The sequence below is a fragment of the Pseudidiomarina xizangensis genome (assembly GCF_052541995.1).
This window is the reverse complement of the sequence record NZ_JBOBQA010000001.1, coordinates 421,816-436,986: the sequence shown is the minus strand read 5'-3', so window position 1 is coordinate 436,986 and position 15,171 is coordinate 421,816. Positions and strand designations below refer to the sequence as shown.

The window sequence follows — 15,171 nt, the reverse complement described above, 5'->3', positions numbered from 1 at the left end:
CGTTACATTAAAAGGCCCGCAACTGCGGGCCTTTTTTGTAGCTAGTCGGTGTCGGCACTAATACGTGATGCCACCGCGCCACGTTGATCTTTGTACTTCGCGTCTTTACGTTTGCTGTAAGGTCGGCCGCATGGCTGATTAAGCTGTTCAAAACTCAATGCGCCAATTTTCATGTGAGGACGCAAGGCAAGTGGCAACTTACCACTATTAAAGAATTCCAATACCACTTGCCCTGACCAGCCCGGATCAATTCGATGTGCCGTGACATGGACCATTAAGCCTAACCGCGCGAGTGACGAGCGACCGTCCAGCCAGCCCACCATATCTGCCGGCAGCGTCACACTTTCATGCGTAACAGCAAGAGCAAATTCGCCCGGGTGAATAAAAAATGCTTGCTCAGGTTGCAAAATAATAGCATCACTCATCACCTGTGCAATGGCGCGTTCAATGTCCTCTCGCGGCCCACTAATATCGATAAAAGGTGCAGCATGGTCCTGCAAAACACGAAACTCATTACCTAGGTGAATATCGACCGTCACCCCACTGATATCGGCACTAAGTGGACGCGGCTCAATGCCGATCATGCCGTCATCTAAATAGGCCTCGATTTGTTCATCAGTTAACCGCATGCTTTGCCTCCATAAAGGTGTTGGTTACCACTATACCGATTTTTTCGCTTGCTGATACAGTTGCGCTGCTACCGCCGTTGCCATGTCTCTAATAGCATCGTTCAGTGAGTGTTCGGGTTGCTCGACAAGCAACGGACGACCTTGGTCAAGGGCTTGCCGAATCGGACTCGCTAAGGGTAATTGGGCCAGTAAGGGGACCTGGTGTGACGCTGCGGTTTTACGCCCGCCATCGTGACCAAAAATGGCTTCTTCGTGACCGCAAGCGGGGCAATGGTAGTGACTCATATTTTCTACCAGGCCAGTCAGCGGAATACCAACTTTACGGAACATGGAGATGCCCTTTTCGGCGTCCGCTAACGCGACATTCTGTGGCGTTGTCACCACCACAGCACCCGTCACCGGGAGTTTCTGTGCTATGGTCAGCTGGATGTCGCCGGTGCCCGGCGGTAAATCTACAATTAAATAATCAAGCCTTGGCCATGCAGTATCCCGAAACAATTGCTGCAATGCGGCACTGGCCATGGGGCCCCGCCAAATCGCGGCATCTTTGCTGTCAGCAAGAAAACCAAGGGAACTGACATAGACACCATGACGCAAATGCGGCTGCATTTTGTTCTGGTCGTTTATTTGTTGTTTTTCGTCAGCGCCACCTAACATAGTGGGCAATGATGGACCGTAAATATCTGCGTCAAGTAAACCAACTTTAGCGCCGGCTTCAGCTAAGGCGACTGCGAGGTGGACCGCTACCGATGATTTCCCAACCCCGCCTTTACCTGACGAAATGACGATAACATTGCCATAAATTAATGGCAGTTCCGGTTGCGAATTCGGTAACTTCTCGACCTTACAGTGCAAGTGCCAATGGTATTGGCCAAGCTGTGCATCGTCTTGCAGCGCGCGGAGTAGCTGATTCCCGGCAGAGAACGGCAGGCGTAACAAGGCTTCTTCGCCTTGTTTGCTAAACCATTCCGCCGGGACCGGGCCTTCGTAACCTGGAATGCGAAATTGCTGGAGCTGTGAACGTTCGGCCACAGAAAATGCGTCAGCGTTTTCGGTTGCCGTTTTTTTACCGAGCCATTTACCCAACATTCTGTTCTCCAATCTTGGCTTTAACGCCGCATGATACGGTGACTGTAGGTGGATTGCCAGTGCTGTTTCAGGTACACTTCGAGCTTTCAGAAACTCGTAAGTTATTGGACCAAATACATGACCACAGCAACGCGTAAAATTCTTGTCACGAATGCGCTACCGTACGCAAATGGCCCGATCCACATTGGCCACATGCTCGGCTATATACAAGCTGATATTTGGGTGCGTTTTCAAAAAATGCGCGGCCACGAGTGTCATTATATGTGTGCCGACGATGCGCATGGCACCCCTATTATGCTTAAAGCGCAACAGTTAGGCATTGAGCCAGAACAAATGATCGCCGATATGAACCGCGCGCATCAGGCGGATTTTGCCGATTTTCATGTTGCTTTTGATCATTATTACTCTACCCATAGCCCGGAAAATAAAGAGCTTGCTGAGCTCATTTATACACGTTTGCGCGACGCGGGACACATTAAAACCAAAACCATTTCGCAGTTATTTGATCCACAAAAAGAAATGTTCCTGCCTGATCGCTTTGTTAAAGGCGACTGTCCGAAATGTGGAGCGGCGGATCAGTATGGTGATAACTGCGACGTCTGCGGTGCAACCTATGCTCCCACAGAGTTAAAGAATCCGGTTTCTGCGGTTTCTGGTGCCACGCCAGAGCTGCGTGACTCGGAACATTACTTCTTCGATTTGCCTGCTTTTGAAGCGATGTTGAAAGCCTGGACGCGTTCAGGATCCTTGCAGGAAGAAATGGCCAACAAACTTAACGAGTGGTTTGAGTCAGGTCTGCAACGCTGGGACATTAGCCGCGACGCGCCCTACTTTGGCTTTGAGATCCCTGATGCACCAGGCAAGTATTTTTATGTTTGGCTCGACGCCCCAATTGGGTACATGAGTAGTTTCAAACACTACTGTACAACAACTGGGAACGCTGATTTTGATAGTTATTGGCAAAAAGATAGTAGTGCTGAGCTGTACCATTTTATCGGTAAAGATATCATTTACTTCCACAGCTTATTCTGGCCAGCCATGTTGAGTGGCGCCAACTTCCGTCAGCCGACCAATGTTTGGGCGCATGGATTTATCACGGTCAATGGCACTAAGATGTCGAAATCTAAGGGTACCTTTATTATGGCGCGCACCTATCTGGATCATCTCGACCCAGATTACCTGCGCTACTATTTCGCTGCGAAGTTAACCAGCAGAATCGACGACCTCGATTTGAATTTAACCGACTTTGCGCAACGCGTGAACAGCGACCTGGTGGGTAAAGTTGTCAATATTGCCAGTCGCTGTGCCGGATTTATTCAGAAAAAATTCGACGGAAAACTCGCTGAAACCATCAACGAAACAGCACTGCTAGATGAGTTCCAGGCGGCTGCCACGACGATCGCTGAATCCTACGAGAAACGCGAATTTTCCCGTGCCATGCGCGACATTATGGCACTTGCTGATAAAGCTAACTTTTATATTGCCGAAGAAGAGCCTTGGCAGCTGATTAAAGACCCAGCCCAAGCGGAACGAGTGCACGAAATTTGTTCCATTGGCATTAATCTGTTCCGTTTGCTGATGATTTATCTGACCCCAGTGGTGCCTGAATTAGCGCAACGCGTGCAAGCCTTCCTAAACGAAGACTTTAGCTGGGACAGTCACCGCCGCATTCTTAAAAATCATGACATTGAGCCATTTAAAGCCTTGCTGCAACGTATCGATATGGAGCACGTAGAGAAAATGATTGACGCATCAAAAGAAGCCAAAGCTGCTGCAGCGCCCGCACCGGCTGCCAACGACGAATTGAAGAACGACCCGCTGAGTGATCAAATCAACTTTGATGAGTTTGCCAAAGTTGATCTTCGGGTGGCGCTTATTGCCAACGCTGAACATGTTGAGGGGGCAGACAAGCTATTGAAGCTTACCCTCGACCTTGGCGGTGAAACACGGCAGGTGTTCGCCGGTATTAAATCAGCCTACGACCCTGCTACCTTAATCGGTCAACAAACGGTTATGGTAGCAAACCTGGCACCACGGAAAATGCGCTTCGGATTATCTGAGGGAATGGTGTTGGCAGCCGGGCCTGGCGGTGAAGAAGTGTTTATTTTAAACCCTCACGACGGTGCCAAGCCAGGTATGCGAGTCAAATAACCGATGACTGCTACCGTTCATTTAAAGCCGCAAAAATGTAAATCTTTACGCCGCTTACACCCGTGGGTGTTTAGTGGCGCGATTGCCAAAGTAAAAGGTGACCCACAACTCGGCGATACCGTCAGTGTTCATAGTGCTGAAGGCGACTGGCTCGGCGCCGGTGCCTGGTCGCCGCACTCCCAAATTCGGGTACGAATTTGGAGTTTTCAGGCGAATGAGATCATCGATGATAAATTTTTTAGCCAACGCATTGGTGCGGCCAAAGCACTACGCGAAGGTCTAGCTATTGATAGCGATGCCTGGCGTGTGGTTGCCGCCGAGGCGGACGAGTTACCCGGTGTCACCATCGATAAATACGGTGATTGGCTGGTCTGTCAATTGTTAAGCGCCGGAGCCGACACCTGGCGTGATGCCGTAGTAGCAGGCCTGCGCCAGCACTTTCCCGACTGCAGTATCTACGAACGCTCCGACGTCGACGTCCGCAAAAAGGAGGGGCTGCCCCTTGTGGATAAGTTGCTGTATAGCGCTACTGGCGAGGGCCCGCCCGATACGCTTTGGATCCATGAAAATGGTTTGCAACTGGGCGTCGATGTGAAACAAGGGCATAAAACCGGCTACTATTTAGATCAACGCGACAGTCGTCAGGCCATCATGCGTTATGCAGCTGGCAAGCGGGTGTTAAATGCGTTCAGTTATACCGGTGGCTTCGGATTGTTCGCCGCACAAGCTGGTGCGACCGAGATTGTAAACCTTGACGTTTCAGCACCTGCGCTGGCGCAAGCCGAAATAAATCACAGCCGTAACGGTTTTAGCGCAGACCTGTTAGATAACCAGCAACAGGATGTTTTTCAGGCCTTGCGTGATTTTCATCATCGCGGTGAGCGGTTTGATGTAGTCGTGCTCGACCCGCCAAAGTTCGTCGACAGCAAAGCCAATTTAATTAGCGCCTGCCGCGGCTACAAAGATATTAACCGCATGGCATGCAAAATTTTGAACCCTGGTGGAACACTTATCACCTTCTCTTGTTCTGGTTTACTCAGTGGTGAGTTATTTCAGAAAGTCGTTGCCGATGCCGCGCTCGATGCCAAACGGCCACTGCATATTATTGAACGACTTTTTCAAGGCGCTGATCACCCGGTACGCACCAACTTCCCAGAGTCGCTCTATCTTAAAGGGCTGGTACTCAGAGGCTGAGTTGACTAGTATGAATCTAAGCTGTTTTCAGTCAAATGAGGTAACCCTATGGCAGACACAACAATTTTCGACAAAATCATTCGTCGCGAAATTCCGGCGGAGATTATCTATGAAGATGACATAAGTCTCGCTTTCAAAGATATTAACCCGCAAGCCCCAGTGCATTTGCTCATCATCCCGAAAAAACCAATTGCTACCGTAAATGACATCCAAGAAGACCAACGTGAGTTAGTCGGACATTTGTTTGTGGTGGCGCGTAAAATTGCTGTGCAATACGGTTTTGCCAAAGACGGGTACCGGTTGGTTATGAATTGCAACGAAGACGGTGGTCAATCGGTATACCATATTCACCTGCACTTACTTGCAGGAAAAACCCTCGGTTGGCCACCCTACGCCAATACCGAACCGAAACAAGGCTAATTGTATGCCCGCAGAGGTATGGTGGCGATTAGGTTGTTTTGTCGGTGTGCTCGCCATTATGCTGCTGTGGGAACGATTGCAACCTAAGCGTCAGGCACAACTGCCGGCGAAACGGCGTTGGCCGGCGAATTTAGGCATCGTCGTCATCAATACTGTCGTGCTACGAGTTTTGATTCCAGCGGGTGCAATAGGTGCTGCTTTGTGGTCGGCGGATGTTAGCTTCGGCCTCATGCATTATTGGGATTGGCCGTTAACCTTATCTGTAGTGACTGGATTTCTTATTCTCGACTGCACCATTTATTGGCAACACCGTTTGTTTCACCGTATTCCCCTGCTTTGGCGTATTCATCGCATGCACCATGCAGATACAGATTTTGATACCACTACAGGACTACGCTTTCACCCCTTAGAAATTGTCTTCAGTATGCTAATCAAAATTGGCATCGTCGTGCTATTTGGTATACCCGCTTTGGCAGTACTTATTTTTGAAATCGTTTTAAACGCTACGTCGCTGTTTAACCATGGTAATGTGGCACTGCCTCGTCGCCTGGAATGGCCGGTCCGACGCGTTATAGTTACCCAAGAAATGCACCGAATTCATCACAGCCAGCTGCCCGCTGAAACCAACAGTAATTACAGTTTTAATCTATCCATTTGGGATCGGCTATTTCGGTCGTACACGGCGCGCCCGCAAGCTGGGTCTGACGCTATCCAAATCGGTCTGAAAGAGTATCCAGCTCAGGCGCAAAGTACCAAACTTAGCTACCTTCTGGCGATTCCTTTTCGCCAACCGACGGCAACCGACGTAAAGTCTGGAAGCCAAGATAAAGACGAGTCAACGCAGTAAGCCAACACAAAGCCGCGAAAATGGAACCGGTAACGGGGAACACTGCCGGCCATAGACAGAACACGATAAACGCCACAATGGTTTCGAAGCCTTCGGTAATCCCGCCCATGTAATGCAATGATTTATTCGGGTAGTTAGGGTTAGCGATCCCGTGCTTGCCCGCCAAAATAGCAAAAGCGAGAAAGGTTGCCGCGGTCCCCATAAAGCTAAACATCAGCAAGCCAGCAACAGCACCAAAAGCACTAGGATCGGCCAGCAGAAAACCAAATGGTACGGCGCTGTAAAAAATAAAGTCCATGACACTATCAAGGTAGCCACCAGCATCCGTAACCTGCGTTTGTCGCGCAATGGCACCATCGAGACCATCGGAAAGCCGGTTCAACAGGATGCAAAGCAACGCCAGATCGTAATGTTGCCAGGCCAAAGCAGGCAACACACCAAGCCCAATGACAAAACCGACAGTTGTTACCGTATTAGCACTGATACCTGCGCGCACAAGCGGTTTTACCACGCTGTCAAGAACTGGGCGTAGCCGGTGGTATAACATCGCGTCAATCATTCTGAACCTCCCTCTGGCCAATTTAAACGTTGATCAACCTGCGCAAGATCATCCGCTTGGTGACTAACAATGATACTGCTTATGCCGCGCTGTTTTAGGAAACTAAAGGTCCAATCCCGTACCTGCTGGCGACGTTGGCTATCTAGCGCATTAAACGGCTCGTCTAACAACACCAAAGCGGGCTCAGCAAGTACCGTACGCAACAACCCGATCCGGGCTCGTTGACCGCCGCTGAGTTGCCCGGGCAGCCGATCGATAAAGGCCGTCATACCTAATGTCTCAAGTTGTGTCGTAATGATACGATTCTGCTCAGCTCGATTGCTCTGCTTCTGTTGCAATGCAAAGGCTAAGTTTTTACGCACACTGTAGTGAGGAAATAACGGGTTATCCTGCAGTAAAATGCCAATATTGCGCTCCTCGATGGCAAGTTGACTTACATCACGTCCGCGCACACAGAGATCGCCTGTTAATCGTATATGGCTGACAGATTCACCCAGTAAGCAGTGCAACCAACTCGATTTGCCGCAACCGCTCGGACCCATGACACCGACGCTCTGGCCGTTCGATAGCGTTATATCGGGCAGCGCGGTAGTCGCAGTGGTGTCCTGCCAATGTAACAGCTGATTACGAAAAACGATTTCAACTGGTTCAGAATTCATTGTTGCGTCCTCTGTTTGCGGGTGATTTGAGTCAGCATTAATACACTAAATGCAATCAGCCAAAGCATCGTGGCATAAAGTGCCGGCAACTGCCATTCACCACCACTGCTTACCGCAACCAATTCCGTGGTCAAGGTGGGCAAACGTCCCGAACTAAGCAGTAATGTCGGTACGTACTGTGCAACACTGACTAAAAAGGTCACCATCAAGCAATGAGCCAGTGCGCTGTGCAATAACGGACGTTTAAACCACCACCAACTGTGCCAGTACCGGTAACCCAAACTGCGCCCCACAGTTAAATGTACTTGTGTAACCGCACGCTCGGCCGGAGCATAAACGAGGTAACCGTAGGCAAACGAAAACCAGGCATGAGCGACAACAACACTGAGATTGGTGGACGACATGACTGTCGACCAATCACTGGCGAGCCATGCCATAACTAGGCTTAGCTGCGGCACAAACAATGCCAGCAACAGCCAGCCGTCAGCTATTTCATAGCGCCGGTAGCGCTGCCACTCACGTAGCCAAACAATCAACAAGGTCGCCAATAATGCGGTTGCCAGTGCTAGACCGAGCGTGTTCGTGGCGAGTTGGAGCGCACCGCTGCTGCGCTCCAACCATTGCTCCAAACTCCAGTTCTGCGGGAACACCTGCGGATAGAACCAGCCTTGTCCCAAACTCAAAGCCACTAACGCCAGCAACGCAATCACACTGACCACAACGAAAATGCTGCGCGCCGCAACACTAAACCATTGAGTTGCAGTGCCAATGACTTCGGTGACAAGTGGCTTTCCCCCAGTACCCACACGCCGTGCGATAAGCTTTGTCAGGCTGCGCTCCAGTATATAAACCCCGAGTACCATTGCCACACCAAAGACTATAAGCAACCAGGTGCCCTGCGCTGCCAGACGTTGACTTAGCCCATCGAACTGCAATTGCCAATTGACAATCAAAGGGGCAAGCAACGGCGGATTCAACGGCCCGGCAACTTGTGCTAAGTCGACCACCGCAATACTGTAAATAGCGACAGCAAATACTATCAGTCGCATCGCCCGCAGCCACGCTGGGAATATTACTAACCACCAGCTCCGGCTGGGCGTTGTGCCTAGTGTCTGACCTTGTAATAACCATTGCCGGTAAGGCAACTGCGCCAATTGCTGACGCCCCATCACTACCAAAAATGGTGTTTCTTTTAGCACTAAAATAACCACAAGTGTTAGCAATGACTGCTGTTCAAACCAAGGTAAGGAGAAAGGTAGTAATCGATCGAACCAGCCGAAAGGCGTAAACAGCCACAAAAACGCAATAGCAAAAGCTAAATGTGGCGCTGCAAAGGTAATACCAACATCATTTCTGCCCGGCTGACCACTAACAGCATCACGGCTAATGATCAGCGCCGCACAGCCTAAGGCGAGCAAGCTACTCAACACTCCAACCAACAATGTTTTGTTGATCACTGTGAGGATGCCAGGATAACGCCACAGTGCAGCCTCAGCCACTGGCAGGTCAATGGGTAAGCCCTGTACGGCAAACCACCACGGCGCAGCTAAGGCCGCGACTACCAGCAGTAACCCAAGTGTCCACAGCACTTGCCGCATCATCTTTGGTACCTCTGTAACCACTGTTGTTCAAGCACAGCTGTCCATTGCACATGAGGTTCAGCATGGCTGGGAAATAATACCACCCCGCCAGCTTGGTCTGAGCTTACGGCTGGCTTGATGACCATAGGGTCGCCCCAGCCATCAAGTGCGGCCTTACGTTGTTGCGCCTGTTCACTCAAGAGAAAGTTAATAACCTGCAATGCTGCGGCCTGCTGGGCACTAGCGCGTGGAATTGCAAGATAATGAAAATTGGTGAGCGCGGTAGCACCCAACCCCACGGCCCGCGCGGTCGGCGTCAGGCGTAATTGCTGTTGCAGCGCCGGAATTTCATTGGGGTTGAAGGTAACCGCATTGTCTAAGGTGCCATGGTTCAGCCATTGCCGTTGTTGTTCTGCTGAACCGGGGAATTCCTTACCTTGACGCCATAAATGCGGATGCAATTGATCAAGATAACGCCACAGGGGTGCCAACACCTGTTCGGCCTGCACCTTGCTCGGTGCACGTTGTAACTGCTGTGGATCGGCAACTAATTCATGCGCCAATGCCTTCAACCAGCTGGTGCCATGAAAGGTTGGTGGTTTTGGATACGACAAACGCCCTGGGAAACGCTCGGCCAGGCGCAGAAATTGCTCAGCTGAAAGCTCAGTATTGACGCCAATCTCCGCAAGTAACGCCTGCCGCACAACCAACTGGAATTGTGCAATACCCCAGGGCAATTCTTGCCCGTCTACGGCGACCCCAAAATCGCTCTGCCAATCAAGATCATCACGCAGTAAACGGGTGTTCGGTACCTTCGTCGGTAACCCTGACAGCAACTTGTCAGCTGCTTTCAACACTTGAAAGTTTTCGCCGTTTATCCATAGCAAATCTATTTTACTGACTTGCGGACTTTGCTCTGCCAACAGCAGCGTTACCGCTTCGGCGATATCGGCAACCTTAATATGGCGTAAGTCGATACCATGCTCGGCAGCGAGTTGCTTTTGCACCCACCGCAAATAGTCATTTACCGATTCCGATCCACCCCAGGCATAGAAGTAGACGACCTTCTGCGACGCATCATTTTCGAGGAGCTTGCCACTTGCTGGCAACGTCAATGACAGACCACACAACAGCAGTCCAAGCTTAAAGTAGGCCAACAGCCAGCTGTTAAATGACCGCGTGTAAAGTGACAAGGTATTAATTGACAACGTAGAGTTCCGTAACCTAGTGATGTATCGATAGTTATGAATTTGCCGTACATTGATCTAGAGTATAGTGATCTGCGTAATTAATCCATAACCTACAATGGAGCTTGTCATGTTAAAGAAAATGGGGTCATTTTTAATTTTTCTCGGGTTTCTCGCCGGCTTTACCCTACTCGTAGCGGGCCCGCTTTATCGTTGGCAATTGCTTGATCTTGGTATTGCCTTCACGCTGATGCGCTGGGCCGCGTACGTGGGTGTCGCAGCGGTTGTGCTCATTATTGTCTATTTGATTTGGCAGCGACCACGCGGCGGTCGACTGGCATTACTTACAGTGGCAGCAATTGTCGGGATGGTCAGCTTTTACTTGCCGTACCAGCAATTACAGACTGCGCGAAGTGTTCCGCCAATTCATGACATCTCCACAGATTTAGAACAACCACCAAAATTTGTCGCAATTGCGCCCCTTCGAGTCGATGCGCCAAATGCTCTGCCATACCCTGGTGAAGAAACGGCCGAACAACAACGCAAAGCTTACCCGGATCTTGCACCTATGTATTTTTCGCAAGATCTTGAGCGCGTGTTTCAGGCGGTGCTAACCGTTGTGAACGATATGGGTTGGCAACTGGTAGCCACTGATCTCGAAGAAGGTCGCATTGAAGCAACCGCGTCGACGTTCTGGTTTGGTTTTAAAGATGACGTGGTGATTCGTCTGCGTGCCGAAGATGATCGGACGCGCGTCGATGTTCGTAGTAAGTCACGTGTTGGTCGCAGCGATGTTGGTAAAAATGCGGCCCGTATCAATGATTTTCAGCAACAATTACAGGGTACACTATGAAGTTATTGACGGCAGCGCTGTTGTCTGGCTTGCTACTTTTGAGCGTCGCAGCCTACAGCAAAGAGAACGGCGAAAAGATTGCGACCTTTGCTGGCGGTTGTTTTTGGTGCGTAGAGAAAGCATTTGAGGACGTTCCTGGAGTACGCGAGGCCGTCTCGGGTTATGCTGGAGGCAGCAAAGTGGACCCCAGCTATGAGCAAGTCGCCAGCGGACGCACTAGCCACACCGAAGCGGTGCAGGTTTACTACGACCCCTCGGTCGTAAATTACACTGGGCTACTGCAGGCTTTTTGGCGCATGATGGACCCAACAGACCTTGAAGGTCAGTTTGTTGATCGCGGCCAGCAGTACCGTCCGGCGATTTTTTATCACAATCAAGAACAACGCGACATTGCTGAGCAGGAACGCGAAAAGCTACGTGAACAAAATCTTTATGACGAGCCAGTGGTTGTGCCTATCGAGCCTTTTACTACATTTTACCGAGCGGAAGACTATCATCAGGATTACTACCGCAAAAGTTCTGTCCGGTACTGGGTTTACACCCGCAATTCGGGTCGTTTCCAATTTACTGAAAAGGTTTGGGGCGACAATTACGACATCGATTTTCGCAAATTTAAGGATGAACCAGCTATGAGTGACACTTCCCAGCCACAAGCAGGACTCGACTTCAGCGACTATCAAAAACCTTCGGATGAGACCCTGCGCGAGCAGCTAACAGCTATGCAGTTCTCGGTATCACAGCGCGGCAAAACCGAGCGCGCATTTAACAACGAGTACTGGGATGAAGAGCGAGCCGGCATTTATGTCGATATTGTCAGTGGTGAGCCACTATTTTCCTCTGCTGATAAATTCGAATCTGGCACGGGTTGGCCAAGTTTTACCCAACCCATTGATGATGACTATGTGGTCACCAAGACCGATCGTTCCTGGTTTATGACTCGCACAGAGGTAAAAAGTCGTCATGCTGATTCGCACTTAGGCCATGTTTTTGAGGATGGTCCAGAGCCTACTGGGTTACGCTATTGCATGAATTCCGCCGCCATGCGGTTTATCCCACTTGAGAATATGGCAGCGGAAGGTTACAGCCAATACATCCCCTTGGTGCAAGACTAAATTTAGTCTTGTTCGCCAAGTGCAACGCCTTCGCGGCGCGGATCTGCGCCGCCCAACAACTGGCCATTGGGTAGCAGACTGATACCGTGCAGACCACTGTTAAGGCCTGTAACCCTAACATTGTGCCCCATTGCTTTCAGTGTTATTGCCAATTTAGCCATATCGGTGCCTTCTTCTAAAGACGTATAGTTGTTCAGGTTAGTGACATGTGCCTGGTCGATCGCTTGTTGCATTGTCATGTTCCAATCAAGCACACCAAGCAGCGTCTGCGCAACATAGTTGATAATACGTGCACCGCCAGGTGAACCGACAACATGCAGCAACTCATTTCCTTTCGCGTCAAACACCATTGTTGGTGACATTGAACTCCGTGGCCGCTTACCAGCTTGTACCCGATTGGCGATCATATCACCGTTAACCTGTGGCTGGAGTGAGAAATCGGTAAGCTGATTATTTAACAAAAAGCCGCTTGCCATCACCGACGAACCAAAACCCATTTCAATACTTGTGGTCATAGACACCGCATTGCCATTAGCATCAACAATTGAAATATGGCTGGTGTTTGGAAATTCCGGTGAACGATCATCGGCAAAGGCATAATTAGTAAACACCCCTGGTTCGGCGTGCACAAGGTCGCGATTACCGATTTGACGGGCGCGCGATGCTAAATAGCTTTTTTTCAGCATTTCGTACTCAGGCACAGCAACAAAATCGCTGTCGGCTATATAGCGGTTGCGATCGGCAAAGGCGAGGCGTGATGCTTGAGTAAAGTGATGGGCTGTCTCTTTACTGGTGGGTTGCCACTGCGCCACCGGAAAGTTTTCTAAAATACCAAGGATCTGCAACACGGTTAAACCACCTGAGCTCGGTGGCCCCATGCCACAGACCGTGTAAATGCGATAAGCATTACAAACCGGTTCCCGCACAACTGCCTGATAATTGGCTAAATCTTCAAGAGTAAGTAAGCCTGGTGCCACCTCACTCGTTTGTACTGCAGTAACAACTTTTTCGGCAATAGGACCCTGATAAAAAGCATCGGCTCCCTGCTCAGCAACTAACCGTAGTGCCCAGGCAAGTTCAGGATTCTTTTTAATTGTTCCCGCCTGTAATGCCTTTCCGTTTGGATAAAAATAATCTTTCGCCGGACTTAACTTACGTAAACCTGGATTGAGATCCATTTCCAGTAACATCTGCAAACGTGATGACACCGCAAAACCTTCTTCAGCAGCCTCGATGGCATCGCTAAAAAGTACCTCCCATGGACGATCGCCCCAACGATTATGAGCAATTTCAAGCCCCCTGAGTACACCTGGAGCACCAACGGAACGTCCGCCGACAACAGCATCCCAAAAGTTTTCTGGCGGCTTGCCATTAGCGTCTAAAAAGAGATCACCACCAGCTGCTGCAGGAGCCTTCTCACGCGCGTCAATAGTAAAAAGGTGTTGTTGCTCGGCGTCCCAATACAAAATAAATGCACCACCGCCGATACCAGAAGACTGGGGCTCGGTAAGTGTTAACATCGCCTGAACCGCAATCGCTGCATCGATCGCCGAACCACCCTCAGCCAAAACAGCTCGACCAGCAGTGGCCGCTTCAGGCGTCGCTGCAGCAACCATATACTTATTGGCATATACAGCTTGCTTGTCAATCACCCCCGTGGCGGCTTCTGGCTCGCGTTTATCGCGTTGCTCGCCTTCAGCAACTTGCGGGGTGCAGGCGCCAACTGTAAGGCTAGTAAGCAGTAAAACTGCTAAAGAAGTGTATTTCATGCGTTGGTTCCTTGATGGTCAGGCAATCATTGTCCTGATCATTTACTGTATTTACAGATGATTAACTCCTGCCTATGATAAAGCCCTCGACCACATATCACAATGTATGAAGCAAGAACCCGACCTATGTCTAATAAAAACCAAGTCATTCTTTGTGGAGCGTTACTCTGTCTGATTAGTATCTGGGCCTATTTCTATCAATTCCAGTCGCCGCAATTTATGAGTCGCTTCGATTTTCATAGTGAGCAGCTCTGGCAACAACCCTGGCGCCTTGTCACCGCCCACTTCTTGCACTTATCTACCTTGCATTGGATTGGGAATGTATTAGCATTTGCTGGTTTAACAGTTATCTTCGCTCGACATTTCACGGTTCGTACCTATCTCAATGGCCTACTTATTCTTACTGCTGGTAGTGCAGTGTTCCTATGGCTGGCAGGCTATCAACATCGGTTTGTCGGATTGTCTGCAGTAGTTCATGGCCTGTTACTTATGGGAGTATTGCTGGAGTTTCGCTACTGTAAAAAGCTAGCGCAGCGAAGGCTCCTTTATCTGGCTATCGGGGTTTTGCTGCTGAAGTTCAGCGCCGAATACTTGGGTTGGTGGACAAGCCCGTTAACGACTGGACAAGATAACGAACTATGGCAGTTGCATGGTGCCGGTATTCTCAGTGGCATTCTTGCCTGGTGGCTTCACAATCGCCATTTGGCGAAGCTTGCCCAGTCGTAACATCAATTTCATTGAGTGGAATCAGAACTCGACACGTTCTTTGTTAAGTTCCAATAAACGTGGACCTATGCCCTTGATTTGCATGAGTTGATTAATATCGGTAAAACCGCCCAACTGCTCACGTAGTGCAACAATAGCCTCTGCACGTTTTTGCCCGACACCGGTCAGAGCCATACTTAGCTCAGCTGCAGAGGCGGTATTCAAATTAATCTTTATAACAGCTTGCTGGCTCGTTGCTTGCTGCGTGGGTTGAACTGTTGGCATGGCATAAGCTGCCGGCAGCAAAGCTGAACCGATGACCAGCGCTGACATTGCTGTTTTCCGTAACATTTTAAGCTCCTTAGTTAAAACTGCGAATGCAGTACCAAAAGCTTAAACGGATATTATGTGCTTAGC

15 protein-coding genes are annotated in these 15,171 nt (G+C 49.9%); 7 read left to right on the top strand and 8 right to left on the bottom strand.

What is annotated here, in order from left to right:
* Positions 1-41: 41 nt before the first annotated feature.
* Positions 42-629, bottom strand: coding sequence for a dCTP deaminase (gene dcd, locus ACQ5ES_RS02015; protein WP_445014294.1), 588 nt, complete (start codon positions 627-629; stop codon positions 42-44).
* A 30-nt stretch (positions 630-659) separates the two neighbouring features.
* Positions 660-1,718, bottom strand: coding sequence for an iron-sulfur cluster carrier protein ApbC (gene apbC, locus ACQ5ES_RS02010; protein ID WP_445014293.1), 1,059 nt, complete (start codon positions 1,716-1,718; stop codon positions 660-662).
* 117 nt (positions 1,719-1,835) lie between these two features.
* Here apbC and metG point away from each other — a divergent pair, with 117 nt between their 5' ends.
* The 4 genes from metG to ACQ5ES_RS01990 are packed head-to-tail and all read left to right on the top strand — an operon-like array spanning position 1,836 to position 6,330.
* Positions 1,836-3,869, top strand: coding sequence for a methionine--tRNA ligase (metG, locus tag ACQ5ES_RS02005; protein ID WP_445014292.1), 2,034 nt, complete (start codon positions 1,836-1,838; stop codon positions 3,867-3,869).
* A gap of 3 nt (positions 3,870-3,872) precedes the next feature.
* Positions 3,873-5,063: a class I SAM-dependent rRNA methyltransferase gene (locus ACQ5ES_RS02000; protein ID WP_445014291.1), complete on the top strand. Its 1,191-nt coding sequence runs from the start codon at positions 3,873-3,875 to the stop codon at positions 5,061-5,063.
* 48 nt (positions 5,064-5,111) lie between these two features.
* A complete protein-coding gene (locus ACQ5ES_RS01995) occupies positions 5,112-5,483 on the top strand; it encodes a histidine triad nucleotide-binding protein (RefSeq protein ID WP_445014290.1) in 372 nt (123 codons plus the stop codon).
* A 4-nt stretch (positions 5,484-5,487) separates the two neighbouring features.
* Complete coding sequence (locus ACQ5ES_RS01990) at positions 5,488-6,330, top strand: sterol desaturase family protein (protein WP_445014289.1); 843 nt, start codon at positions 5,488-5,490, stop codon at positions 6,328-6,330.
* On the opposite strand, the gene ACQ5ES_RS01985 is transcribed toward ACQ5ES_RS01990, so the two are convergent.
* Genes ACQ5ES_RS01985 through ACQ5ES_RS01970 form a run of 4 tightly spaced genes read right to left on the bottom strand, consistent with a single transcriptional unit; the run spans position 6,242 to position 10,336 of the window.
* Positions 6,242-6,889, bottom strand: a complete 648-nt coding sequence (locus ACQ5ES_RS01985; protein WP_445014288.1) for a CDP-alcohol phosphatidyltransferase family protein — start codon at positions 6,887-6,889, stop codon at positions 6,242-6,244. The genes ACQ5ES_RS01990 and ACQ5ES_RS01985 overlap by 89 nt on opposite strands.
* Positions 6,886-7,548, bottom strand: a complete 663-nt coding sequence (locus tag ACQ5ES_RS01980) for an ATP-binding cassette domain-containing protein (RefSeq protein ID WP_445014287.1) — start codon at positions 7,546-7,548, stop codon at positions 6,886-6,888. The genes ACQ5ES_RS01985 and ACQ5ES_RS01980 overlap by 4 nt, the downstream gene beginning before the upstream one ends.
* Positions 7,545-9,149 (bottom strand): ABC transporter permease family protein, encoded by a 1,605-nt coding sequence (locus ACQ5ES_RS01975; RefSeq protein WP_445014286.1) that lies wholly within the window; start codon positions 9,147-9,149, stop codon positions 7,545-7,547. Before ACQ5ES_RS01975 ends, ACQ5ES_RS01980 begins: the two co-directional genes overlap by 4 nt.
* Positions 9,146-10,336 (bottom strand): ABC transporter substrate-binding protein, encoded by a 1,191-nt coding sequence (locus ACQ5ES_RS01970; protein WP_445014285.1) that lies wholly within the window; start codon positions 10,334-10,336, stop codon positions 9,146-9,148. The genes ACQ5ES_RS01975 and ACQ5ES_RS01970 overlap by 4 nt, the downstream gene beginning before the upstream one ends.
* 109 nt (positions 10,337-10,445) lie before the next feature.
* Between ACQ5ES_RS01970 and ACQ5ES_RS01965 the strand changes: the two genes are divergently transcribed.
* Complete coding sequence (locus ACQ5ES_RS01965; RefSeq protein WP_445014284.1) at positions 10,446-11,168, top strand: DUF1499 domain-containing protein; 723 nt, start codon at positions 10,446-10,448, stop codon at positions 11,166-11,168.
* Entirely contained in the window at positions 11,165-12,280 is a 1,116-nt protein-coding gene (msrB, locus tag ACQ5ES_RS01960) for a peptide-methionine (R)-S-oxide reductase MsrB (RefSeq protein ID WP_445014283.1), read from the top strand. Before ACQ5ES_RS01965 ends, msrB begins: the two co-directional genes overlap by 4 nt.
* 2 nt (positions 12,281-12,282) lie before the next feature.
* Here msrB and ggt read toward each other — a convergent pair whose 3' ends face one another.
* Positions 12,283-14,049 (bottom strand): gamma-glutamyltransferase, encoded by a 1,767-nt coding sequence (gene ggt / locus ACQ5ES_RS01955; RefSeq protein WP_445014282.1) that lies wholly within the window; start codon positions 14,047-14,049, stop codon positions 12,283-12,285.
* Positions 14,050-14,175: 126 nt separating this feature from the next.
* Here ggt and ACQ5ES_RS01950 point away from each other — a divergent pair, with 126 nt between their 5' ends.
* The gene (locus ACQ5ES_RS01950) at positions 14,176-14,775 is read left to right on the top strand and encodes a rhomboid family intramembrane serine protease (protein WP_445014281.1); all 600 of its coding nucleotides are present in this window, start codon (positions 14,176-14,178) and stop codon (positions 14,773-14,775) included.
* Between the two features lie 21 nt (positions 14,776-14,796).
* On the opposite strand, the gene ACQ5ES_RS01945 is transcribed toward ACQ5ES_RS01950, so the two are convergent.
* Positions 14,797-15,105: a ComEA family DNA-binding protein gene (locus ACQ5ES_RS01945; RefSeq protein WP_445014280.1), complete on the bottom strand. Its 309-nt coding sequence runs from the start codon at positions 15,103-15,105 to the stop codon at positions 14,797-14,799.
* Positions 15,106-15,171 lie beyond the last annotated feature (66 nt).

Coding starts and splice junctions, on each gene's coding strand:
- ACQ5ES_RS01980 (WP_445014287.1), bottom strand. CDS start 7,548: ATGAATTCTGAACCAGTTGAAATCGTTTTTCGTAATCAGCTGTTACAT.
- msrB (WP_445014283.1), top strand. CDS start 11,165: ATGAAGTTATTGACGGCAGCGCTGTTGTCTGGCTTGCTACTTTTGAGC.
- ggt (WP_445014282.1), bottom strand. CDS start 14,049: ATGAAATACACTTCTTTAGCAGTTTTACTGCTTACTAGCCTTACAGTT.
- ACQ5ES_RS01975 (WP_445014286.1), bottom strand. CDS start 9,149: ATGATGCGGCAAGTGCTGTGGACACTTGGGTTACTGCTGGTAGTCGCG.
- ACQ5ES_RS01965 (WP_445014284.1), top strand. CDS start 10,446: ATGTTAAAGAAAATGGGGTCATTTTTAATTTTTCTCGGGTTTCTCGCC.
- ACQ5ES_RS01985 (WP_445014288.1), bottom strand. CDS start 6,889: ATGATTGACGCGATGTTATACCACCGGCTACGCCCAGTTCTTGACAGC.
- metG (WP_445014292.1), top strand. CDS start 1,836: ATGACCACAGCAACGCGTAAAATTCTTGTCACGAATGCGCTACCGTAC.
- apbC (WP_445014293.1), bottom strand. CDS start 1,718: ATGTTGGGTAAATGGCTCGGTAAAAAAACGGCAACCGAAAACGCTGAC.
- dcd (WP_445014294.1), bottom strand. CDS start 629: ATGCGGTTAACTGATGAACAAATCGAGGCCTATTTAGATGACGGCATG.
- ACQ5ES_RS01990 (WP_445014289.1), top strand. CDS start 5,488: ATGCCCGCAGAGGTATGGTGGCGATTAGGTTGTTTTGTCGGTGTGCTC.
- ACQ5ES_RS01945 (WP_445014280.1), bottom strand. CDS start 15,105: ATGTTACGGAAAACAGCAATGTCAGCGCTGGTCATCGGTTCAGCTTTG.
- ACQ5ES_RS01995 (WP_445014290.1), top strand. CDS start 5,112: ATGGCAGACACAACAATTTTCGACAAAATCATTCGTCGCGAAATTCCG.
- ACQ5ES_RS02000 (WP_445014291.1), top strand. CDS start 3,873: ATGACTGCTACCGTTCATTTAAAGCCGCAAAAATGTAAATCTTTACGC.
- ACQ5ES_RS01950 (WP_445014281.1), top strand. CDS start 14,176: ATGTCTAATAAAAACCAAGTCATTCTTTGTGGAGCGTTACTCTGTCTG.